This window comes from Arthrobacter cupressi, from assembly GCF_900099975.1.
GTDB classification, from domain to species: domain Bacteria; phylum Actinomycetota; class Actinomycetes; order Actinomycetales; family Micrococcaceae; genus Arthrobacter; species Arthrobacter cupressi.
Genome location: NZ_FNEI01000017.1, coordinates 51490 through 73997 on the forward strand (window position 1 = coordinate 51490; position 22508 = coordinate 73997).

A 22508-nucleotide genomic window follows, 5' to 3' on the forward strand; every position below is an offset into this window, starting at 1 on the left:
CGCGCGGCAGCTTTGAATTGAAAATCCCCCCGGCATCTGCCGGGACAACGAGAGAAGGATGAGGCGAATTATGGGCAACCATAGTGACGGCAGTCCGAAACACTCGGGCACCGTAGCTACGGCTGGTCAGAATGAGGTGGAGAAGTTCCAGGATCCTGGACTTCCTCCGCATCGTTTGCGCCTGGCTGACACGGACCCGAAGGCCGCGAAGCGAGCCGAGCGTCAGGTAGCCATTCTGTTTGGCGTCTCCATTGTCGGTACCTTGATCTTCCTTGGCGCGTACTTCGCCATTGATCTCGGCGACGACTCGACGATTGCCACGATCCGCAACCAGAACCTGCTGCTGGGCCTGGGCACTGCCTTTGCGATGCTCGGCATCGGCACCGGTATCGTGCACTGGGCCAAGGCCCTCATGCCGGACCACGAGGTCTCCGAAGAGCGCCACGGGATCCGCACCGAGGAAGACCGCCAGGCTGCCGTGCGCATCGTGGACGACATCGTCGAAGAGACCGGCATCAAGCGCCGCCCGCTGATCCGCAACACCCTTCTGGGCGCGGTTGCACTGGCTCCCCTGCCGGCGATCGCCGTGTTCGGCGACCTTGGTCCCCGCCCCGACGACAAGCTCGCACACACGATGTGGGCCCCGCAGGACGGCAAGCTCAAGCGCCTCACCCGCGACCCCGACGGCACCCCGATCAAGGCATCGGATGTGACCATCGGCTCGGCGTTCCACGTGATCCCCGAAGGGCTCAACGAACTCCACGAAGGCAAGCTGAACGAGAAGGCCAAGGCCGTCGTCCTGCTCATGCGCCTCAACCCGGACTCGCTGAAGATCTCCCCCGGCCGCGAAGACTGGAGCTACAACGGCATCGTTGCCTACTCCAAGATCTGCACCCACGTCGGTTGCCCTGTTGCTCTCTACGAGCAGCAGACGCACCACCTGCTGTGCCCCTGCCACCAGTCGACCTTCGACCTGACCCAGGAATGCAAGGTCATCTTCGGTCCGGCCAGCCGCCCGCTCCCCCAACTGCCCATCGCAGTTGACGCTGAGGGCTACCTTGTCGCCACGAGCGACTTCAAAGAACCTGTAGGACCGAGTTACTGGGAGCGTGACGAGCATGAGCGCCTCATCAACAGCTGACGTCCCCTTCGAAGCCAAGACCAAGGTCGGCCGCTTCACGGACTTCGTTGACGAACGCGTCGGCGGATCCGGAATCCTCCGCGAATTCGGCCGGAAGGTCTTCCCCGACCACTGGTCGTTCATGTTCGGCGAAGTGGCACTGTACTCCTTCGTCATCCTTCTGATGTCGGGCACCTTCCTGACGTTCTTCTTCGACCCGTCCATGGCGGAAACGCACTACGACGGCTCGTACACTCCGCTGTACAACGTCGAGATGTCCGTGGCCTACAGCTCCTCGCTGAACATCTCCTTCGATGTCCGGGGCGGCCTGTTCATGCGTCAGGTGCACCACTGGGCCGCTCTGCTCTTCGTGGCCTCGCTCGGCGTGCACATGCTGCGTGTGTTCTTCACCGGCGCCTTCCGCAAGCCCCGTGAAATGAACTGGGTTGTCGGCGGCGTGCTCCTGATCCTGGCCATGGCTGCCGGCTTCACCGGCTACTCGCTCCCCGACGACCTGCTCTCCGGCAACGGCCTGCGCATCATCGACGGCGTCATCAAGTCCATCCCGGTCATCGGGACGTACATCTCGTTCTTCCTGTTCGGCGGCGAATTCCCGGGCACGGCCATCATTGGCCGCCTTTACGTGCTGCACATCCTGCTGGTTCCTGCGCTCATTCTCCTGATGATCGTGATCCACCTGTTCATGGTTGTGGTCCACAAGCACACCCAGTACCCGGGCCCGGGCCGCAACGACGGCAACGTGGTCGGCTACCCCCTCGGCCCGGTTTACGCGGCCAAGGCCGGCGGCTTCTTCTTCATCGTCTTCGGCGTGATCGCCCTGATGGCTGCAGCATTCACCATCAACCCGATCTGGAACTACGGACCGTACGATCCCTCCCCGGTGTCGGCCGGTACGCAGCCTGACTGGTACATCGGTTTCGTCGACGGCGCTCTCCGACTGATGCCCGGCGTGGTGAACGACTTCCACTTCGAGTACGTGATCTTCGGACAGACACTGACCCTGAACGTGCTGCTCCCGGCCCTCGTGCCGGCAGGCATCATCTTCACCGTTCTGTTCACCTACCCGTGGATCGAACGCTGGATCACCAAGGACAACCGCGAACACCACGTCCTGGACCGTCCGCGCAACGCTCCGACCCGCACGGCAATCGGCGTCGCCGGCTTCACCTGGTACTGCGTCATGTGGGCAGCCGCAGGCTCCGACCTCATCGCCACTCACTTCCACGTGTCGCTGAACGATGTGACCTACTGGCTCCGCGCACTGTTCTTTGTCGGCCCGATCATCGCCTTCATCGTGACCAAGCGCGTGGCTCTCGCCCTGCAGCGCAAGGACCGCGAGATCGCTCTGCACGGCCGCGAGACCGGACGCATCGTCCGTCTGCCGCACGGTGAGTTCATCGAGGTCCATGCTCCGCTTGACGACTACAAGCAGTACAAGCTGGTCGGCTTCGAGTCCCCGGCCCCGCTTCCGGCGCAGCCGAACGAGCACGGTGTGGTGACCCGCAAGGAGAAGCGCCGTGCGGCACTCTCCAAGTGGTTCTTCGAAGACCGCGTCGCCCCGGCAACGCCGGCTGAAGTGGAAGCCGCCCACGGCCACCACGAAGCCATCGAAGGCAGCGAGCAAAAGAGCCTGAGCCACTAATCCCGGCAGGCTAAAGAAGAAGGCCCCGCCCGATCTGCATTGCAGACAGGACGGGGCCTTCTTCGTATCCGGCGCCAGGGCGGGCGGGCCGGCCGCCTCGTCAGTAGCCCGTGCGCTGTCCCCTGGTGGGCCGCACGCCCGGACGCTGCAGGGGCACCCACAGCTTGTACCTGTCGGCGCGGTAGTAGGACACCGAATAGTCGACCATGGCCCTGGCCACGAAGGCGTGGCGCTGGATCTTGAGCAGGGGTGATCCGACGTCGACGTTGAGCAGGCGTGCGGTCGAGGGCGAGGCGGCCGTGGCCTCGATCATGTCTTCGCCCCACTCCATCACCAGTCCGTACCGCTCGCTGAGCACGTTGTAGAGCGAGGTGGGGGGTGCTTCGTCGAGGAAGCCAGGGACCCGGTGCGCCGGGATGAAGTTCTCGTCAACGCTCATGGGTTCGTTGTCCGCGAGCAGGAGACGCCTGAAGCGCACCACCGGGGTCCCCTCATCAAGCTGGAGTTCCCGGGCAAGGAAGGCGCTGGCTGCGATCTGCTCGAAGCTCAGGACCTTCGCCGCCGGAACCATGCCGCGGCGCTGCATTTCCTCACTGTAGGACGTCAGCTTCACCTGAAGGTCCAGCTTGGGCTTCCGCACGAAGGTTCCCAGGCCGACGACCCTCTCGATGATCTCCTCGCCCACCAGGGCGTCGATCGCCTGGCGCACCGTCATGCGTGCCAGCCCGAAGCGTTCCGAAAGGTCCCGTTCCGAGGGCAGGGCCGCACCGGGACGGCACGAGTCCGTGATGAAGGTGCGCAGGATTTCGCGCAACTGGACATAGATCGGCACGCCGCTGGTGCGGTCGATTTCCCCAATGATTTTTGAAGCGTCAACGGACACGGCAGACCACGGGTCCAAAGGCGGGCAATTCCATAGGACAAGCGTAGGCGAATCCCGCTTGGCTGCGCTCCGCACGGACGTGGAACAGACGCCGCTGCGTTAGGCTTTTAAGGATCATTTTCACCGGGCGGTCCTGTTCCGCCAGAGCAAAGGAGCCGGTTTGCCGGAGCACAAAGCCACTGTCGCCGCGGAGATCGGCCTTCACGCACGCGCAGCGGCCGTATTTGTCAGGGCTGTCACGGCCACCGGACTCCCGGTGACGATCCGCAAGCCGGGACATTCCGCCGTCGACGCCCGCTCGCTCCTGGAGGTCATGACGGAGGATTTCGCACACGGCTGCGAAGTGGTCCTCAACGTCACTGCGGACGCCCTGCCGGCCGGGAAGTCGCCCGCCGAGGTGGATGAGGCCTTGGCCGGGCTTGCGGCGCTCCTGGAGGCTCCTGAAGCCCGCTGAGCGGGCACTTCCCTTCCACCCCGGCTCCGGTCCGGCGGCCACGGCTCGAAGAACTGCAAACTGGTTAAACAACGACGGCGGGCCCCACCATCAAGGTGGGGCCCGCCGTCGTATGTGTGCTGCTAGTGGGCGTGGTCGCCGCGGCTGTATTCGAAGACCCAGCCGACCAGGGCCACGAGAGCCAGGCCAGCGGCTACGAACACGATCCAGAAACCGACCGCGAGGCCGAGGAAACCACCGGCGCAGGCGAGGCCGAGGACCAGCGGCCACCAGCTCCACGGGCTGAAGTGGCCCTGCTCGCCGGCACCCTCGTGGATCTCGGCATCGGGACGGTCCTCAGGACGCAGGCCGACGCGCTTACCGGTGAAGCCAAGGTACGCGCCGATCATGCCGGCAAGGCCACCGACCAGGAGGATGCCCAGGATGCCGACCCATTCGGACCAGTGGGTCAGGAAGCCGTAGGCAAGCGAGACCGGGACGAAGAAGAAGACTCCGGCTCCGAAGAGCCACGATTCGATTTTCACTTGCGGATGTCCTTCTGATCAGCGTTGCCCAGCAGGTCTGCAGCGGGCTCCGGGGACTGGACGGTGTGGGCCTGGGACAGCTCGGGGTGGTGCAGGTCGAGTGCCGGCCGCTCCGAGCGGATGCGCGGGAGCGAAGTGAAGTTGTGGCGCGGCGGCGGGCAGGAAGTCGCCCACTCGAGCGAGGCACCGAAGCCCCACGGGTCGTCCACTTCAACCTTCTTGTTGCTGCGCCAGGTGATGTACACGTTCCAGAAGAACGGCAGCAGGGAGGCACCCAGGACGAACGAGGAGATCGTGGAGAACTGGTTCATCCAGGTGAAGTTGTCTTCCACCAGGTAGTCGGCGTAACGGCGGGGCATGCCCTCGACGCCGAGCCAGTGCTGGATCAGGAAGGTGCCGTGGAAGCCGAGGAACAGGAGCCAGAAGTGGATCTTGCCGAGGCGCTCGTTGAGCATCTTGCCGGTCCACTTGGGCCACCAGAAGTAGAAGCCTGCGAACATCGCGAACACCACGGTGCCGAACACCACGTAGTGGAAGTGCGCCACCACGAAGTAGGAGTCCGAGACGTGGAAGTCCAGCGGCGGGGAGGACAGGATGATGCCGGTCAGGCCGCCGAAGAGGAAGGTCACCAGGAAGCCGATGCTCCAGAGCATGGGGGTTTCAAAGGTGATGGAACCCTGCCAGAGGGTACCGATCCAGTTGAAGAACTTCACGCCGGTGGGAACCGCGATCAGCATGGTCATGAAGGCGAAGAACGGCAGCAGGACCGAGCCGGTGACGTACATGTGGTGTGCCCACACGGTCACGGACAGGGCGGCAATGGCGATGGTCGCGTAGACCAGGCCCTTGTAGCCGAAGATCGGCTTGCGGCTGAAGACCGGGAAGATCTCGGAGACGATGCCGAAGAACGGCAGGGCGATGATGTACACCTCGGGGTGGCCGAAGAACCAGAACAGGTGCTGCCAGAGGACGGCACCGCCGTTTTCGGGATCAAAGATGTGTGCGCCGAACCGGCGGTCGGCACCAAGGGCGAACAGGGCTGCTGCCAGCGGCGGGAACGCCATCAGGACCAGGATGGCCGTGACGAGGGTGTTCCAGGTGAAGATCGGCATGCGCCACATGGTCATGCCCGGGGCACGCATGCAGATGATCGTGGTGATGAAGTTGACCGCACCGAGGATGGTGCCGAAACCGGACAGGGCCAGGCCGAAGACCCAGAGGTCACCGCCGACGCCGGGGCTGAACGTCGTGTTCGACAGCGGCGCGTACGCGAACCAACCGAACGACGCGGCGCCCTGCGGGGTGATGAAACCGGACACGGCGATGGTGGAGCCGAACAGGAAGAACCAGAAGGCCAGGGCGTTCAGTCGCGGGAAGGCGACGTCGGGCGCACCGATCTGGAGCGGCATGATGACGTTCGCGAAGCCGGCGAAAAGCGGCGTGGCGAACATCAGGAGCATCACCGTGCCGTGCATGGTGAAGAGCTGGTTGTACTGCTCCTTGGTCTGCAGGATCTGCATGCCCGGTTCGAAAAGCTCAGCGCGGATGAGCAGCGCCATGACGCCGCCGAGGCAGAAGAACACGAAGGAGGCGATCAGGTACATGTACCCGATGGTCTTGTGGTCCGTGGAGGTGATCCAGTTGACGACGATGCGTCCCTTGGATTTCGGAACGACGGGAGACTCGAGGACTCCGGCGGGTTGGGTGTAAGTAGACACGTCGCTTCCCTTACTTAATTTCGTTCAGGCTCGGGTTGCGGTCGTACTTCTCGTCGAGAAGGCCCGTGTTGCCCGCCTGGCGCAGTTCCTCCATGTGGGCCTGGAATTCGGCCTCGGAGACAACCTTGACGCGGAAAAGCATCTCGGAGTGGTATTCACCGCAGAGTTCGGCGCACTTGCCGTCGTAGGTGCCCTCCTTGGTGGGGGTCAGCCTGATGTAGTTGGTCTTGCCCGGGATCATGTCGCGCTTCTGCAGGAAGGCGGGAACCCAGAAGGAGTGGATGACGTCGCGGGAGTTCAGTTCCAGATCGACGGACTTGCCCACCGGCAGGTACAGGGTAGGCAGCTTGTCCTTGTCGATGGTGTTGCCCGTCAGGTGTGCCTGGACGCCGGCTTCGTGCAGGTCTTCACTGACCACGGAGCCCTTCTTGTAGTTGAAGTCCCAGGCCCACTGCTTGCCGCGGACGTCGACGACGACGTCTGCCGGCTTGGAGCGGTCATCGATGGCCTGCTGGTCGCGGTCGGTGAAGTAGAAGAACACCAGCACCATGAACAGCGGGATCGTCAGGTAGAAGACCTCCAGCGGGAGGTTGTAGCTGAGCTGACGCGGGAACCCGACGGTGCCCTTGCGGCGGCGGTAGGCAATGATGCACCAGACCAGAAGGCCCCAGGTGATGATGCCGACCGCGAGGGCCGCGATCCATGAGTTGACCCAGAGGTCCATGATGCGGTCGGTGTGGTTGGTGGTGCCCCGTTCAGTGGGGAGCCAACCCTTCTCAACCTCTGACGAACATCCGGTCAAAACCAACGCGCCGGCTAGTGCCAAGCCAGTGATCGTAGTGATCTTTGCGCGTCGGCTGCCGGTTCGGTTCTGCGAACTCACAGACGGCCCTTCCTCTTGTTGCTGCAGCCCGGCAGGCCAAAGGCGCGCCGGGCACACTAAAGTTTTACTACCCGATGTAGAGCTTACCGCTATGCAGGGGTTTTCGCTGACACGCCGCGGCAGTGCGTCGGAACAGCAGCGAAGCTGTCCGCCGCACTGGCCGCGGCGTGCCAGGTGTCCCGCTTAGTGGAACGAGTCGCCGCAGGCGCAGGAGCCGCCCGCGTTCGGGTTGTCGATCGTGAACCCCTGCTTCGAAATGGTGTCTTCGAAGTCAATGCTGGCGCCATCCAGGTACGGCACGCTCATCTTGTCCACGACGACTTCAACGCCGTCGTAGTCGCGGACGGCATCGCCGTCGAGCAGGCGCTCGTCGAAGTAGAGCTGGTAGATCAGGCCGGAGCAGCCGCCGGGCTGCACGGCGACGCGCAGGCGCAGGTCGGTGCGGCCCTCCTGCTCGAGGAGGCTCCGGACCTTGCCGGCAGCGACATCGGTGAGATTCACGCCGTGCACAGGAAGTTCCCCGCTGGTGGCGGTGGTGTTTTCGTTTGTTGCGGTGCTCATTGGCCTACCTAACTATGACGCTCGCGGCATGCGGCGTTCTCGCGCCGCAATGCCCTTACCCACTTGCTTTCGGGTTACAGCTCAATGCTACGTCGCACGGACGCATAGCTATAACTCCAACCGTAACCAGCGGGCGGCTTCGCTTGTTCCCGGCGCTACGCCAAGCCCGAAGCATCCAGCTGCGCGAGCATGAGCGCTTCGGCCAGCACGGCCCGCCGGAGATCCTCGATGTGGAGCGACTCGTTGGCGCTGTGGGCACGGGAATCGGGATCTTCAACGCCCGTGACCAGGATCTGCACCTCGGGGTACGCCTCCGTCAGATCGGCGATGAAAGGGATGGAACCGCCGATCCCCATCTCCACGGCAGGGACGCCCCAGGCCTCCCCCAGCGCCCACAGGGCAATCCGCGCGGCCGGTGAGGCGGTGTCCGTGGCGAAGGCGTTGCCGCGCTCCCCCGGCGTGAAGGTCAGCCGGGCCCCGAACGGAACATTGTCCGAGAGATGCTTTTCGACCGCTGCCATGGCGGCATCGGGGTCCTGGCCCGGGGCCAGGCGCAGGCTGAATTTCGCGCGCGCCGCAGGCAGCAGGGTGTTGGACGCGACGTCGACGGCGGGAGCGTCGATACCGATGATCGAGAGCGCCGGTTTGGTCCAGAGACGGGAGGCGATGGTTCCGGTGCCCGCCAGGCGGACGCCGTCGAGCACGGAGGCATCGGCACGGAACTGGGCCTCGTCAAGATCCACCGCCGCTTCGTCCTTGGCGAGCAGCCCCGGGACCGCCACGTTGCCGGCGTCGTCATGCAGGGTGGCAATCAGCCGGGCCAGGACAGTGGGAGCGTCCAGCACGGCACCGCCGAACATCCCCGAGTGCACGGCGTGCCCCAGGACACGGACTTCGAAAGTGCCGTCGACCAGGCCGCGCAGGCTGGTGGTCAAGGCGGGGACGCCGACCTTCCAGTTGCTGGAATCGGCCACCACGATCACGTCGGCACGCAGCAATTCCCGGTGGGTCTCCAGGAAAGTGCGGAACGTCGGCGAGCCTGCCTCCTCTTCGCCTTCGAAAAAGAGCGTGACGCCCAGCCCGAACCGGTCACCGAGCACTTCACTGACAGCCGAGAACGCCGCAAGGTGGGCCATGATCCCTGCTTTGTCGTCCGCGGCACCGCGGCCGTAGAGACGGCCGTCGCGCTCCTCGGCAACGAACGGTTCGGACTCCCACAGAGCGCGGTCCCCCGGAGGCTGGACGTCATGGTGCGCATAGAGCAGGATGGTTGCCTTGCCGGGAGCCGCCGGACGGCTGGCGACGACGGCGGGCCCGCCCGCGCTGCCGTCCTCCTTGTTGCAGCGCAGGATCTGCACGTCGCTGAAGCCCGATTCGCGGACCAGCCCGGCGACGGCTTCCGCGCTGCGGTCGAGCTCTGCGGGGTCGAAACTGCTCCAGGCGATACCGGGCACGGCAACAAGGTCCTTAAGCCGCGCAAGGGTCACGTCGAAGGAGGCATCGACGGCGGCCTTCAGGGCGGCGGCGTCAACGGCGCCGGGGGTCCCGGACTGGTTCTGCGGGGTCTCCGCGTGGGTGGAAGTCATGGCCAAAACACTACCGCCGAGTACAGGCCGCCGGAACCGGCCATTGCGCGCGGGCGGTGCCGGCCCAGTGTCGCCCGGGTCACGCCGCGGCGGGTATTCTGTATTGGTGTTTGGACGTAAAAAGGAAGAGCCCAGCGCTCAGGACTCAATAGACCAGCTTGCCGCCGACGCGGCGAAGGGCCCGGGCAAGGGTGCGCCCACACCCAAGCGCAAGGACCAGGAAGCGGCGCGCAAGCGGCCCCTGGTTCCCACCGACCGGAAGGCCTCGAAGGAGGCCGAACGGATTGCCATCCAGGACCAGCGCCAAAAAATGCGCCAGGCCCTGGACACCGGCGACGAGAAATACCTGCCGCTGCGCGACAAGGGCCCCCAGAAGCGCTTCGCCCGGGACTTCGTGGACGCCCGCTTCAACCTGGGCGAGTACCTGATGTTCGGCGCCCTCTTGTTCGTGGTGGTTTCCTTCGTGATCCCGCAGTCCAGCGATGCCCTGACCTATGTCCTGATCGGTTTCTGGGTCATGTTCCTCGCGGTGTTCGTGGACGTCTTCATTCTTTCCCGCAAGTTGCGCAAGGCGTTGACGCAAAAGTTCGGCGAAGTGGAGCGCGGTACCGTCTGGTACGGAAGCATGCGCTCCCTCCAGTTCCGCAAACTGCGCCTGCCAAAGCCGCTGGTGAACCGCGGCGAATACCCTTCATAGGCCCGTACAGGCCTCCAAAGAGCCGAAGCAGAAGGACCCCGGAACTTCCGTTCCGGGGTCCTTCTGCTGTGCGGGCCCTGGTTGAGGGCTGGCCTGTTAGGAGCGGCGGTTCCTGGCCAGGCCCTTGTTGATCCTCGAAGCCCAGAAGGGTCCTTCGTAGAGGAACGCGGTGTAGCCCTGAACGAGCGTGGCGCCCGCGTCCAGCCGCTCCTGCACATCCGCGGCCGTTTCAACCCCGCCCACGGCGATGAGCACCAGTTGGTCGCCGACGGCGGACTTCAGCCGCTTGAGCACGCCCAGGGAGCGCTGCTTCAACGGGGCCCCGGAGAGCCCGCCGGCGCCGCACGCCTCCACCTTCGCGGGGTCCGATGCCAGGCCGTCCCGGCCGATCGTGGTGTTCGTGGCGATGATGCCGTCGAGCCCGAGGTCGAGGGCCAGGCGGGCGACGTCGTCGATGTCGTCATCGCTGAGGTCCGGGGCGATCTTGACCAGCAGCGGAACGTGCCGCCCGGCGGCCTGGTCTGCGGTTTCCCCGACGGCGCTCAGCAGCGGGCGCAGCGTCTCAACGTTCTGCAGCAGCCGCAGGCCCGGTGTGTTGGGCGAACTTACGTTCACCACAAGGTAGTCGGCCGCCGGGGCAAGGGTCCGGGCGCTAACCAGGTAGTCCTCGACCGCGTCTTCCAGTTCCACCACCTTGGTCTTGCCGATGTTCACGCCGATGACGGGCCGGACCCCGGCATGCGCCTTCCGCAGGGCGGCACGGGCCGCCTTCAAGCGCGGCGCGACGGCGGAGGCGCCGTCGTTGTTGAATCCCATGCGGTTGATGACGGCACGGTCTTCGACAAGGCGGAACAGGCGGGGCTTTTCGTTGCCCGGCTGGGCCTGGCCGGTGATGGTTCCGACCTCAACATGCCCGAAACCGAGTTCACTCAGGGCCTCGATGCCGTGGCCTTCCTTGTCAAAGCCCGCCGCCAGCCCGAACGGCGACGGGAAGCTCAGGCCGAGGGCCTCGGTCCGGAGCGAAGCATGCGGCGCGGTCAGCTTTCCCAGCACCCGCCCGGCCCCGCAGGAGTGGGCGAGCCGGATGGCCCGGAAACCGATTTTGTGGGCCTTTTCGGCATCCATCCAGGAAAAGGCCAACTTGAAGAATGTGGGGTAGACACGCATACCCCTAGTTTTCCGTCTTCCGTGCCGGTCACCAAACCGGTGTCATTACCCGGGAGTAGCATGTTGGCATGGCTGCGACCACCGGAAAGCGCTCCCCCACCGACGGCGTGATCGAAAGCGATGTGCTGGTCATCGGCGCCGGACTTTCAGGGCTGGTTGCGGCCTCGGTGGCGTACGCCGCCGGACGGCGGGTTGCTGTCATCGACCAGGAGCCCGAAGCGTCCCTCGGCGGCCAGGCGCACTGGTCGTTCGGCGGCCTGTTCCTCGTGGACAGCCCCGAGCAGCGGCGCCTCGGGGTGCGGGATTCCGAGGAGCTCGCCCTGGGCGACTGGCTTTCCTCCGCGGCGTTCGACCGGCCCGAGGACGCCTGGGCCCGCCGCTGGGCCGAGGCCTACGTCCATTTCGCTGCCGCGGAGAAGCGCCGGTGGCTGCGCTCCCTGGGCGTGAAACTCTTCCCGCTGGTGCAGTGGGCGGAGCGGGGCGGATACGGCCCCACCGGCCATGGCAACTCGGTTCCCCGCTTCCATGTTGTCTGGGGTACGGGCCCGGGCCTGCTCGAACCTTTCCTGGCCAAGGTTGCCGAAGGGGTCTCCACGGGTCGGATCCGCCTGCATTTCCGGCATCGTGCCGCTACGCTAACGACGGCGGCGGGCCGGGTCACCGGGGTGGGCGGCGAGATCCTGGCGGAGTCCGCCGCCGCACGCGGCGCCGCCTCGTCCCGGACCGTCGTCGGGAACTTCCAGGCCACCGCCGGTGCCGTGATCGTGGCTAGCGGCGGAATCGGCGCCAACCACCCTATGGTCAGGAAGCTGTGGCCGCACGGTACGGCGCCCGAACAACTGCTCAGCGGCGTCCCCGCCTCGGTGGACGGCGAATTCCTCGCCGTGGCGCAGGAATCCGGCGCGGCCCTGATCAACGGCGACCGGATGTGGCACTACCCGGAAGGCATCCACAACCACTCCCCTGTGTGGCCGCTGCACGGGATCCGTATCCTTCCCGGGCCGTCGTCGCTATGGCTTGACGCCACCGGTACGCAACTGCCGCCGCCGCTCTACCCCGGCTTCGATTCGCAGGGCGCTCTCCGGCATATCGTCGGCTCAGGGCACGGTTATTCCTGGTTCGTCTGCAGCAGGACCGTCGCGTTGAAGGAGCTTGCACTGTCCGGCTCCGAACAGAACCCGGACCTGAGCAACCGGGACCTGCGGCTGCTCGCCGCCAGGCTCCAGAAAAACGCGCCGACGCCGTTGCGCGCCTTCCTGGAGCACGGCATCGACTTCCTGCAGGCGGCCACGCCGCGGGAACTCGCATCGCGGATGAATGGCCTCGCCGGGAATTCCCGGATCGACCCTGCTGGCCTCGAAGCCCTGATCCGGCAGCGGGATCTGCAGCTGGAGACGGGCCTGGGCAAGGACCTGCAATTGGCTGCTGTGCGGGCGGCCAGGCACTTCGCCAGCGACCGGCTGATGCGGGTGGCCGCGCCGCACCGTTTCGAAGACCCCGCGCACGGCCCCCTGGTGGCCGTCCGCCTGTCCGTGCTGACGCGCAAGACCCTCGGCGGACTGCAAACCGACCTGCAGTCCCGGGTGCTGGATGGTGCAGGAGTTCCGATTCCGGGGCTCTTCGCAGCCGGAGAAGCCGCCGGTTTCGGGGGCGGTGGCATCCACGGCTACCGGGCCCTGGAAGGGACGTTCCTTGGCGGCTGCCTGTTTTCCGGGCGGGCTGCCGGCCTCGAAGCGGCTGCTTCTGTCTAAGCTGGTCCCGTGGAGTGGCAGACCGACATCCTTGGCACCGACTTCGAAAGCTGCGGCTTTGAGGCCCGCGGCCGGGACGGCGTGGCGCGGCGCGCGACGCTGGTGCGGCACGTGCCCGGCTCCGCACGGCAGGTTGGGGCGCCGTCCCGCGGGGCGGTGCTGTTCCTGCACGGGTGGAGCGACTACTTCTTCAACGCGGCCCTGGCCGAATTCTGGACGCAGCAGGGTTTCCGCTTCTACGCCCTCGACATGCACAACCACGGCCGGAACCTGCACGAGGACAGCACAGGCGGCTACGTGGCACACCTTGACGACTACGACGCCGAGATCAGCGCCGCCATCGGCATGATCCGTTCCGGTGAGGGCGGTCCCAGCGAAGCGGGTTCCGGTGAAGGCGGGCTCGGGCACCCGGTGCCGCTGACCCTGATGGGCCATTCGACCGGCGGGCTCGTGGCGGCGCTCTGGGTCAGCAGGAACCCCGGAAGCGTGCAGTTCCTCGTCCTGAACAGCCCGTGGCTGGAAATGCACGGCAGCTCCCTGGTCCGCAAGGCCGCCCAAGTGGTGGTCAGCCCGATGGCCAGGCTCCGGCCCCTGACCGTGCTCCGGCTGCCTGAACGCGGCTTCTACTACCGAAGCATCAGCAGCAACGCCGAAGGAGAGTGGACGGTGGACGAAAAATACCGGCCGCCGCTGGCGTTTCCACTGCGGGCGGGCTGGTTGAGCGCCGTGCTCGGCGGCCATACCCGGGTGGCCCGCGGCCTGGACATCGAAGTCCCCATCCTGGTCCTGCTCTCGGGGGCCAGCGCCAACGGAATGATCTGGAGGGAATCCATGCGGCATTCGGACGCCGTCCTCGACGTGAACCTCATGGCATTGCGGGCCATGACCCTGGGCCGGAGCGTCACCTTGGAACGGGTGGACGGCGGCCTTCACGATGTCTTCCTCTCGGCCGCCCCGGTGCGTGATGACGCCTACGCGCGGCTGGCGCGCTGGATCCGCGGATTCATCGTGGACGGCGGGCCCCCGCCCACCCGGGATTCCAGCGCCGACGGCGACGGCGGCCGCCCGTGAGCGCCGGAACGGCCAGGGAGGCCTGGCGGGACGACTTCCTCGGAGCGAACTTCGAAGCCATGGAGCTGGAACTCGCCCCCGACGAGGAAGGCCCCGTCTGTGCCACGCTGGTGCGGTATACCGTGCCCCCGCCGGAAACCGCCCGCCCGCGCCGGCTCCGGGACGCCTTTGCCGAACTCACCCGCCATGCGATCCGGCGGGAAACACCCCGTCAAGAGAAGGTGCCGCGCGTTGTGCTCTACGTGCACGGCTGGGCGGACTATTTCCTGCAGAAGGAACTGGCCGAGAGCCTCGCCGGTTCGGGTTTCCATTTCTACGCCATTGACCTGCGGAAGTTCGGGCGCAGCCTGCGCAGATGGCAGACCCCCGGGTACATTACGGACCTCGCCGCCTACGACGAAGACCTGGAAGCAGCGCTCGAGGCGATCGGTGCCGACGTTGCCCGGCGCACCGGCACCGCAGGGCCGCCCACCGTGCACCTGATCGCCCACTCGCTGGGCGGGCTGATCGCCACCCTATGGGCCGACCGGCATCCCGGACGGCTCGCCACCCTTGTCCTGAATTCTCCCTGGCTCGAGCTTCAGGGAAGCAGCCTCACGCGCAGCATTGCGATGCACCTGGTGGAGCCCTTTGCCCGGACCGACCCGAAGCGGGCCTTCCGGCTGCCGGAGATGCCGGCCTACTGGGAAAGCGTCAGCGACGTGGCCCACGGCGAGTGGGCGCTCGATCCCCAGTGGCGTCCCCGTGCGTCTTTCCCGATCCGTGCCGGGTGGAGCAAGGCGGTCCTGGCCGGGCATGCCGCCGTTGGACGCAAGCTCGACATCGACGCACCGGTGCTGGTGATGCTTTCCGGCCGCACCCGGATCCAGGGTGAGTGGACCGCCGAACTCATGCGGGTGGACGCCGTGATCGACGTAGAGGAGACTGCGCGCAGGGCCCTGGGCCTGGGCCGCCGCACGGCGGTCTTCCGGTACCCGGGAGCCCTGCACGACGTGTTCCTGTCGCGCAGGATCGTCCGGCAGCAGGCGTACCGGGACCTCGCGATCTGGCTGGAGTCGTACCCGGGCTAACGTTTCAGCACGGCCGGGTTAAAAACAGCGTCAGGCCTGCACGGCGGCGTCCACGGCGCCGCCGTAGCGGCGGTCGCGCTTGGCGAAGATCTCGACGGCGTCCCACAGGGTGCGGCGGTCGACGTCGGGCCAGAGGGTGTCCATGAAGACGAACTCGGCATAGGCGGACTGCCACAGCAGGAAGTTGGAGAGTCGTTGCTCGCCGGAGCTGCGCAGGAACAGGTCCACGTCCGGCAGGTCCGGCTCGTCCAGGTATTTCTGGATGGTTTTTTCTGACACGGAGGAAGCCTTCAGCCTACCGTCCGCCACGTCCCGGGCGATGGCCGCGACGGCGTCGGCGATTTCGGCACGGCCGCCGTAATTAACACACATGGTTAGGGTGCAGGTGTCGTTGTTCCGGGTGTATTCCTCGGCTTCTTCGAGTTCCTTGATGACCGAGCCCCAGAGGCGGGGCCGGCGGCCAGCCCAGCGGATCCGCACCCCCCAGTCGTCCAGCTGGTTGCGCTGGCGCCGCAGCACATCCTTGTTAAATCCCATGAGGAAGCGGACTTCCTCCGGGGACCGGCGCCAGTTCTCGGTGGAAAAGGCATAAACGCTGACGTACTTGATCCCCAATTCGATCGCCCCGGCCATGACGTCGAGCAGGGCGGGTTCACCGGCCTTGTGGCCTTCGATCCGGGGCAGCCCGCGCTGGTTGGCCCAGCGGCCGTTGCCGTCCATCACGATGGCCACGTGCTGCGGCACAAGCGCGGAGGGAATAGCGGGAGGAACCGCGCCGGACGGGTGCGGGTACGGCGCCGTCACCGGCGTGCTCCGGCGGGCGGGTGAATTCTTCTTTGCCAATGCCACTGTCAGCTGCGCTCCACGTGTTTGAGGGATTTCAAGGACCGTTCAAGATGCCATTGCAGGTAACTGGCCACCAGGCCCGCCGCCTCGCGCCGGTGCACGCCGTCGGAGGCGTCGGCCGTCGTCCAGTCGCCGGTCAGCAGTGCTCCCAGTAGCCCTACCGTCTCCGGGGCCGGAGCCGGCGACCCGGGCGGCCGGCAGTCGCTGCAGACCATGCCGCCCAAGGGCGCGGAGAATGCATTGTGCGGTCCCGGGGTCCCGCACCGGGCACAGTCGGTGAAGCTCGGCGCCCAGCCGCCTGTGGCGAGGGCCCGCAGGAGGTAGGAATCCAGGATCAGCTCCGGCGGGTGGGCCGAACGGCTCAGCGACGCCAGGGCACCCACGAGGAGGTTGTACTGGGCGGTGCCGGAATCGGCGTCCGCGTCGCTGAGTTTCTCGGCCGTTTCCACCATGGCCGCCGCCGCCGTGTAGCACGTGTAGTCGGAGGCGATGGCCGTGCCGTAGGCGCCCTTGGCCACGGCCTGGGTGACGACGTCGAGAGTGCGCCCGGAGACGAGCTGCAGGTCCGCGACCATGAAGGGCTCAAGCCTGGCCCCGAAGCGGCTGCTCGTACGGCGCACGCCTTTGGCCACGGCACGGACCTGGCCATGGTGTTTGGTCAGGAGAATGATGATGCGGTCGGCTTCGCCCAGCTTGTGGGTGCGCAGCACCACGGCATCGTCCCGGTAGGAACGGGCTGCAAAGGATGGGTTGGCCACAGTTAATCTTCGCACCAGGCCGGATGCAATGGCGTCCGGCGCAGCCGTGCGGCGGAAGGTTGTTCCGCCGCACGGCTGTTTGCCATGTGCAGGCCGCTGCTAGGCGCGGACCGAACGGATGGCCCGGTTGACGGCGGAGATGACGGCTTTGAGGGCGGCCGTGCTGGTGTTCGGGTCAATGCCCACGCCCCACAGGACGCGCTCGCCGACGGCGCATTCGACGTAGGCCGCGGCGCTGGCGCTGCCGCCTTCGGACAGGGCGTGCTCGCTGTAGTCGAGCACGCGGACGTCGACGCCGTCTTCGCGCAGGATGCTCAGCAGTGCGGCGATGGGGCCGTTGCCGGTGCCGGTGCGCTCGACCTGCTTGCCGTCGATCCGGAGTGCGGCGTGCAGGGTCAGTTCACCGGACTCATCCGTTTCCGTGCGGCCGGCACCGAGCGAGTAGCGGCCCCACTGCCCCTCTTCGACGCTGGAGGGCAGGTACTCGTCCTGGAACATGGCCCACAGCTGGGCGCCGCTGACTTCGCCGCCCATGGTGTCCGTGCGGTGCTGGATGACCCCGGAGAATTCGATCTGCGCGCGGCGCGGCAGGTCCAGGCTGTGTTCGCTCTTGAGCAGGTATGCCACGCCGCCCTTGCCGGACTGCGAGTTCACGCGGATCACGGCTTCGTAGCTGCGGCCCAGGTCCTTGGGGTCGATCGGCAGGTACGGGACCTGCCAGGTGAAGTCGTCCACGGCCTTGCCGGCGGCAGCGGCGTCCTTCTCCAGCGCTTCGAAGCCCTTCTTGATGGCGTCCTGGTGGGAGCCGGAGAACGCGGTGAAGACCAGGTCGCCGCCGTAGGGTGCGCGCTCGGGGACGGGCAGTTGGTTGCAGTACTCCACGGTGCGGCGGATTTCGTCGATGTCCGAGAAGTCGATCATCGGGTCGATGCCCTGGACGAACATGTTCAGGCCCAGGGTGACCAGGTCCACGTTGCCGGTGCGTTCGCCGTTGCCGAAGAGGCAGCCTTCGATGCGGTCGGCGCCGGCCAGGTATCCCAGCTCGGCTGCGGCAACGCCGGTACCGCGGTCGTTGTGCGGGTGCAGCGAGATGATGATGCCCTCGCGCGGGTGCAGGTTGCGGCTCATCCACTCGATGGAGTCGGCGTAAACATTGGGGGTGGCCATTTCCACGGTGGCGGGGAGGTTGATGATGACCTGCTTGTCGGCGGACGCTTCGAAGATGTCGGCGATGGCGTTGCAGACCCGGGCCGCGTATTCGAGTTCGGTGCCCGTGAAGGACTCCGGTGAGTACTCGTAGGTGATGTGGGTGTCGGTGAGGGTTTCCTCATATTTCTTGCACAGGCGCGCACCCTGCAGGGCGATGTCCAGGATGCCGTCCTCGTCCTGGTTGAAGACCACCCGGCGCTGCAGCACGGAGGTGGAGTTGTACAGGTGGACGATGGCCTGCTTGGCGCCGACCAGGGATTCGTAGGTCCGTTCGATCAGGTGTTCACGGGCCTGGGTCAGCACCTGGATGGTGACGTCGTCCGGGATGTGGCCGCCTTCGATCAACTGGCGGACGAAGTCGAAGTCGGTCTGGGATGCCGAGGGGAAGCCGACCTCGATTTCCTTGTAGCCCATCTTCACCAACAGCTGGAACATCTTCAGCTTGCGGGCCGGGCTCATGGGGTCGATCAGCGCCTGGTTGCCGTCGCGCAGGTCCACCGCGCACCAACGGGGCGCCTTGGTGATGACTTTGTCCGGCCAGGTGCGGTCCGGCAATTCAACCGAGATCTGGTCCTGGAAGGGCAGGTAGCGGTGGATAGGCATACCGGAGGGCTTTTGTGCGTTGCGCATGACTTGGGGCCTTTTCTTTTTGATCTAGATGGAAAGATTGGCCGGGCATAGCAAACTCCGCAGCGAGGATTGGCCTTAGCGATTGTTCGCTTTTGAGGCCCCGCCGCGGCAGCTAAGGAGAAGCATTCCTGCACGCACCATTTCACAGTAGCACGGTGCGTATGATGACAGTGCAATACCTGAAGCAACGTCCACTATGCAGACGCGGCGACGGTGTCCTGCCGGCGGCGCGTCATCGAAGGAGCTTTCGTGCCACAGTCCGGGATCACCCTGTCCAACATCGACCAAAGCGTGCGCCCGCAGGACGACCTCTACCGGCACGTCAACGGGGCCTGGCTGAACTCAACGACCATTCCGGATGACAGACCGCTGGAGGGAACCTTCACGTCCCTGCGGGACAACGCGGAACTGGCCGTCCGGGCGATCATCGAGGAGGCGGCGGCCAAGGGCAGCGATGCCACGGGCATCGAGCGCAAGATCGGTGACCTCTACACCAGCTTCATGGATGAGGCCGCCGCGGAAGCCAAAGGTTTTGAGCCGATCCGTGACCGACTGGCGGAGGTCTTCGCCGTCCCCGACGCCGCCTCCCTGGTGGAACTTGCCGGCAGGCTTTTCCGTGCGGACGTCTCCGGCCTGTTCTCCATCTACCCGGCCCCGGACGCCGGCAACCCGGACCGTGTGCTCCTCTACGTGGGGCAGGGCGGGCTCGGACTGCCGGACGAGTCCTACTACCGCGAGGAAAAGTTCGAACCGATCGTGGAGGCCTACACCGGGTATGTCGCCACGGTGTTCGGGCTGGCCGGGATTCCCGACGCCGGCGGAGCGGCCGGGCGCGTCGTGGCACTGGAGAAGGCGCTCGCCTCGCATCACTGGGACAAGGTGACCCTGCGTGACCCCCAGAAGACCTACAACCTGAAAACGATCGACGAGGCCGCCGGGCTCTTCCCGTTGTTCGCTTCCTGGTTCGACGCCGCAGCCATCGAAGGCAGCAAGTATGCCGAACTGGTCCTGAGCACCCCGGATTTCTTCGAAGGCGCCGCCGGGCTGCTGGGCTCCGAGCCGCTCGACGTGTGGCGGGAGTGGCTGGCCCTGCGCGTCATCAACGCCGCGGCCCCCTACCTCTCGCCGGCGTTCGTGGACGCCAACTTCGCCTTCTACGGCACCACCTTGAGTGGCACCCCGCAGAACAAGGAACGCTGGAAGCGCGGCGTCGCCGTCGTCGAGGCCGCCTTGGGCGAGGCCGTGGGACAGATCTACGTGGAGCGGCACTTCCCGGAGGAACACAAGGCACGGATGCAGACGCTGGTGGCCCGCCTCACCGAGGCCTACCGGCAGAGCATCACCGGCCTGGCCTGGATGGGTGAGGAAACCAAGGCCGAGGCCCTGAAGAAGCTGGACGCGTTCCGACCGAAGATCGGATTCCCCGACAAGTGGATCGACTACTCCGCCGTCGAGGTCGACCCCGGGGATCTGCTGGGGAACGTCGAGCGGGCCCACAACGCCGACGTCGACCGCCACCTTGACGAGGTGGGCAAGCCAGTGGACCTGGACAAGTGGCTCATGACACCCCAGACCGTGAACGCCTACTACCACCCGCTCCTCAATGAGATCGTGTTCCCGGCCGCGATCCTGCAGCCGCCCTTCTTCACGGCCGAGGCCGACGACGCGGTGAACTACGGCGGGATCGGCGCCGTCATCGGCCACGAAATCGGCCACGGCTTCGATGACCAGGGCTCGCAGTTCGACGGCAGCGGGGCCCTGCGGAACTGGTGGACCGGCGAAGACCGCGAAGCCTTCGAGAAACTGACCGCCAGGCTCGTGGCACAGTTCGACGCCCTCGCCCCGCAGGAGGCGCCCGGCCACAACGTGAACGGCAAGCTCACGCTCGGCGAGAACATCGGCGACCTCGGCGGCCTGGGCATCGCGTACAAGGCCTATCTGCTCAGCCTGGACGGAACGGAAGCTCCTGTGCTCGACGGGCTCACGGGACGGCAGCGCTTCTTCATGTCCTGGGCCGCCGGCTGGCGCCAGGTGATCCGGCCGGAGGAGGCCATCCGCCGCGTGGCCACCGACCCCCACTCCCCCAATGAGTTCCGCACCAACGCCATCGCCAGCAACCTCACGGAGTTCCATGAGGCCTTCGGACTGGAGGAAGGCGACGGGATGTGGCTGGACCCGGAGGAGCGGGTTAGCATCTGGTAGCCGACGCAACGTCGAAGGGCCGGACCACTGTGGTCCGGCCCTTCGTCATGGGGCGCGCTCTTGCTGCCTGGTGCTGTGGTCAGGGAACCACGAGCGCCGGGTTCGCCGTCTGGCATTTGACGTCGCCGGCCGTCTGGTTCACGACGTCGGCCGGCACCGAAGCCGTGCCGTACTTCAGGCCCGAGGTGAAGTCCGAACCGAGGTAGATCTGCACTCCGTTCACTGCCGTGGAGGCCTCCGTCTGCGCGGCCGGGATGCCGAAGAGCTTGGCGACGTCTGCCGCCACATCCTCGAACCCGGCGGCGTAGTAGACCGTGGTCTTCGCAACCGGGTCGGCGGCGAATTGCGAACCTTGCGTGAAGCCGCCCTTGACGAGTGCCGTCACCAGTTCCTGGGCATGCTCCGGGACGCCGGAGCCGTCGGCGACCGTTACCGGCTGCACCGCCTTGTCGTACGGCGGGGCTGCCGGGCTCTTGGTCACCGGAGTGCTGCCGGCCGCCGTCGGGGTCGCCGACGGAGAGGCTGATGCGGTGGGCGTTGAGCTGGCGCCCGGTGTGGTCAGGTCGAGGTTCGCGCGCATGGCGGCAAACAACTGCGAGGCCTGGGGCTGCATCAGTTCGAGGCGGTTGGGGTCGACGGCGGCGGGCCGGTTGGGCACCGCCACGAACGCCACCTTCGACAGGTCGATGTCCTTCAGCCGCGAGGAGATGGTCAGGAGGGACTGCACGTTCGCCAGACCCTCATCGACGGTGAGGTTCTGGGTGATGACATCGGCGATCGTCAGCAGCTTCTGGGGGTTTCCGAGGGTGCCGTCGTCCTTGACCTTGCGTGCGAGCGACGAGAGGAAGCCCTGCTGGGCCTGGATGCGGCCGAGGTCGCTGCCGTCGCCGAATGCATGGCGGGTGCGCAGGAAGGACAGCGCCTGTTCACCCTTGACCTGGGAAGTTCCCTTGGGCAGGCGCAGGCCGGAATCCGGGTCGAAGACGGCGTCGCTGATGCACACGGAAACGCCGCCCACCGTATTGGACAGTTCCTTGACCGCGTTGAAGTCGGCCATCATGAAGTGGTCGATCTCCAGGCCCGTCAGCTTGTTCACCGTGTCCACGGCGCAGCCGATGCCGGCCTCGGCCATGGCCGCGTTGATCATTTCCCCGGAACGCGACGGGTAGGTCTTGTGGGTGGACTGGTCAGTGCATTCCGGAACGTCCACCAGAAGGTCACGGGGAAAACTGATGACGCTGACGTGCCGGTTGTCCGCCGAGATGTCCATCAGCATCATGACGTCCGAGTGGCCGTAGCCTGTGGAGTCATCCGCGGTGCCGTACTTGGAGTTCTTGCCGTCCCGGGTGTCCGAGCCAAGGATCAGGATCTGCAGGCGGTCCTTGGCGTCATTGGTGTCGCCTTCGGTCTTCTGCGCTCCGGCGTTGAGCGGGGCCTTGGTGATGTTCATCTGCAGGCGGATGAACCAGTACGCCGCGAAGGCCACACCCGCCAGGAGAAGGACGCTCACCGCCGCAGCACTGATCTTCAGCCAGAGCGGCTGCCTGCGGATCCGCATATGGCGGGGGGTGGTGCCGGGCGCGTCTGCGTGGCGTGCAGCCGCAGCCTTGCCGGTCCCGCTGCCATCCTGCACGCGCGCATCACGACGTCGCACTACTCGGTCAACCTTTCCTCGGAACATGGGATTCCGGCCATTCTAGGGCCCGAATCTGTGA

Annotated in this window: 19 protein-coding genes; 8 read left to right on the forward strand and 11 right to left on the reverse strand. The window is 66.1% G+C overall.

The features are described from left to right. Nucleotides 1-70: 70 nt before the first annotated feature. Both qcrA and qcrB read left to right on the forward strand, forming a co-directional pair. Nucleotides 71-1141 (forward strand): cytochrome bc1 complex Rieske iron-sulfur subunit, encoded by a 1071-nt coding sequence (gene qcrA / locus BLP88_RS16530; protein ID WP_074591011.1) that lies wholly within the window; start codon nt 71-73, stop codon nt 1139-1141. Continuing rightward, nucleotides 1119-2783, forward strand: coding sequence for a cytochrome bc1 complex cytochrome b subunit (gene qcrB / locus BLP88_RS16535; protein ID WP_074591013.1), 1665 nt, complete (start codon nt 1119-1121; stop codon nt 2781-2783). The genes qcrA and qcrB overlap by 23 nt, the downstream gene beginning before the upstream one ends. A gap of 100 nt (nt 2784-2883) precedes the next feature. On the opposite strand, the gene BLP88_RS16540 is transcribed toward qcrB, so the two are convergent. Further along, complete coding sequence (locus BLP88_RS16540; protein WP_074591014.1) at nt 2884-3666, reverse strand: GntR family transcriptional regulator; 783 nt, start codon at nt 3664-3666, stop codon at nt 2884-2886. 160 nt (nt 3667-3826) lie between these two features. On the opposite strand from BLP88_RS16540, the gene BLP88_RS18830 reads away from it, so the two are divergent. Next, the gene (locus tag BLP88_RS18830; RefSeq protein WP_074591016.1) at nt 3827-4120 is read left to right on the forward strand and encodes an HPr family phosphocarrier protein; all 294 of its coding nucleotides are present in this window, start codon (nt 3827-3829) and stop codon (nt 4118-4120) included. Nucleotides 4121-4242: 122 nt separating this feature from the next. On the opposite strand, the gene BLP88_RS16550 is transcribed toward BLP88_RS18830, so the two are convergent. From BLP88_RS16550 to BLP88_RS16570, 5 genes are all read right to left on the reverse strand, one after another. Continuing rightward, nucleotides 4243-4644 carry a cytochrome c oxidase subunit 4 gene (locus BLP88_RS16550; RefSeq protein ID WP_074591018.1) on the reverse strand — a complete coding sequence of 134 codons (402 nt, stop codon included), beginning with the start codon at nt 4642-4644 and terminating at the stop codon, nt 4243-4245. Then, nucleotides 4641-6362, reverse strand: coding sequence for an aa3-type cytochrome oxidase subunit I (gene ctaD / locus BLP88_RS16555; protein WP_074591019.1), 1722 nt, complete (start codon nt 6360-6362; stop codon nt 4641-4643). Before ctaD ends, BLP88_RS16550 begins: the two co-directional genes overlap by 4 nt. Nucleotides 6363-6372: 10 nt before the next feature. Beyond that, nucleotides 6373-7245, reverse strand: coding sequence for an aa3-type cytochrome oxidase subunit II (gene ctaC, locus BLP88_RS16560; RefSeq protein ID WP_074591021.1), 873 nt, complete (start codon nt 7243-7245; stop codon nt 6373-6375). Nucleotides 7246-7428: 183 nt separating this feature from the next. Beyond that, complete coding sequence (locus tag BLP88_RS16565) at nt 7429-7806, reverse strand: HesB/IscA family protein (RefSeq protein WP_074591022.1); 378 nt, start codon at nt 7804-7806, stop codon at nt 7429-7431. 155 nt (nt 7807-7961) lie between these two features. Further along, nucleotides 7962-9392, reverse strand: a complete 1431-nt coding sequence (locus BLP88_RS16570; protein ID WP_074591024.1) for a dipeptidase — start codon at nt 9390-9392, stop codon at nt 7962-7964. Between the two features lie 106 nt (nt 9393-9498). Here BLP88_RS16570 and BLP88_RS16575 point away from each other — a divergent pair, with 106 nt between their 5' ends. Beyond that, nucleotides 9499-10089, forward strand: coding sequence for a DUF3043 domain-containing protein (locus tag BLP88_RS16575; RefSeq protein WP_074591073.1), 591 nt, complete (start codon nt 9499-9501; stop codon nt 10087-10089). Between the two features lie 96 nt (nt 10090-10185). On the opposite strand, the gene BLP88_RS16580 is transcribed toward BLP88_RS16575, so the two are convergent. Further along, nucleotides 10186-11256, reverse strand: coding sequence for a quinone-dependent dihydroorotate dehydrogenase (locus BLP88_RS16580; protein WP_074591026.1), 1071 nt, complete (start codon nt 11254-11256; stop codon nt 10186-10188). Nucleotides 11257-11324: 68 nt separating this feature from the next. Between BLP88_RS16580 and BLP88_RS16585 the strand changes: the two genes are divergently transcribed. From BLP88_RS16585 to BLP88_RS16595, 3 genes are read left to right on the forward strand one after another with little or no spacing between them, the layout of a single operon-like run. After that, complete coding sequence (locus BLP88_RS16585; RefSeq protein WP_074591028.1) at nt 11325-13007, forward strand: FAD-binding dehydrogenase; 1683 nt, start codon at nt 11325-11327, stop codon at nt 13005-13007. 9 nt (nt 13008-13016) lie between these two features. After that, entirely contained in the window at nt 13017-14078 is a 1062-nt protein-coding gene (locus BLP88_RS16590; protein ID WP_074591030.1) for an alpha/beta hydrolase, read from the forward strand. Then, nucleotides 14075-15148 (forward strand): alpha/beta hydrolase, encoded by a 1074-nt coding sequence (locus tag BLP88_RS16595; RefSeq protein WP_074591032.1) that lies wholly within the window; start codon nt 14075-14077, stop codon nt 15146-15148. Before BLP88_RS16590 ends, BLP88_RS16595 begins: the two co-directional genes overlap by 4 nt. Nucleotides 15149-15178: 30 nt before the next feature. Here the strand turns inward: BLP88_RS16595 and BLP88_RS16600 are convergent, their stop codons facing one another. The 3 genes from BLP88_RS16600 to leuA all read right to left on the reverse strand — a co-directional run bounded on the left by BLP88_RS16600 (nt 15179) and on the right by leuA (nt 18591). Beyond that, nucleotides 15179-15997: an isoprenyl transferase gene (locus BLP88_RS16600; RefSeq protein ID WP_074591034.1), complete on the reverse strand. Its 819-nt coding sequence runs from the start codon at nt 15995-15997 to the stop codon at nt 15179-15181. Between the two features lie 2 nt (nt 15998-15999). After that, on the reverse strand, nt 16000-16752 hold the full coding sequence (gene recO, locus BLP88_RS16605; RefSeq protein WP_074591035.1) for a DNA repair protein RecO: 753 nt from the start codon (nt 16750-16752) through the stop codon (nt 16000-16002). A gap of 99 nt (nt 16753-16851) precedes the next feature. After that, nucleotides 16852-18591, reverse strand: a complete 1740-nt coding sequence (gene leuA / locus BLP88_RS16610; protein WP_074591037.1) for a 2-isopropylmalate synthase — start codon at nt 18589-18591, stop codon at nt 16852-16854. A 249-nt stretch (nt 18592-18840) separates the two neighbouring features. Here leuA and BLP88_RS16615 point away from each other — a divergent pair, with 249 nt between their 5' ends. Continuing rightward, the gene (locus tag BLP88_RS16615) at nt 18841-20793 is read left to right on the forward strand and encodes a M13 family metallopeptidase (RefSeq protein ID WP_074591039.1); all 1953 of its coding nucleotides are present in this window, start codon (nt 18841-18843) and stop codon (nt 20791-20793) included. Nucleotides 20794-20872: 79 nt separating this feature from the next. On the opposite strand, the gene BLP88_RS16620 is transcribed toward BLP88_RS16615, so the two are convergent. Continuing rightward, nucleotides 20873-22474, reverse strand: a complete 1602-nt coding sequence (locus BLP88_RS16620; RefSeq protein WP_175453586.1) for an LCP family protein — start codon at nt 22472-22474, stop codon at nt 20873-20875. Between the last annotated feature and the right edge of the window lie 34 nt (nt 22475-22508).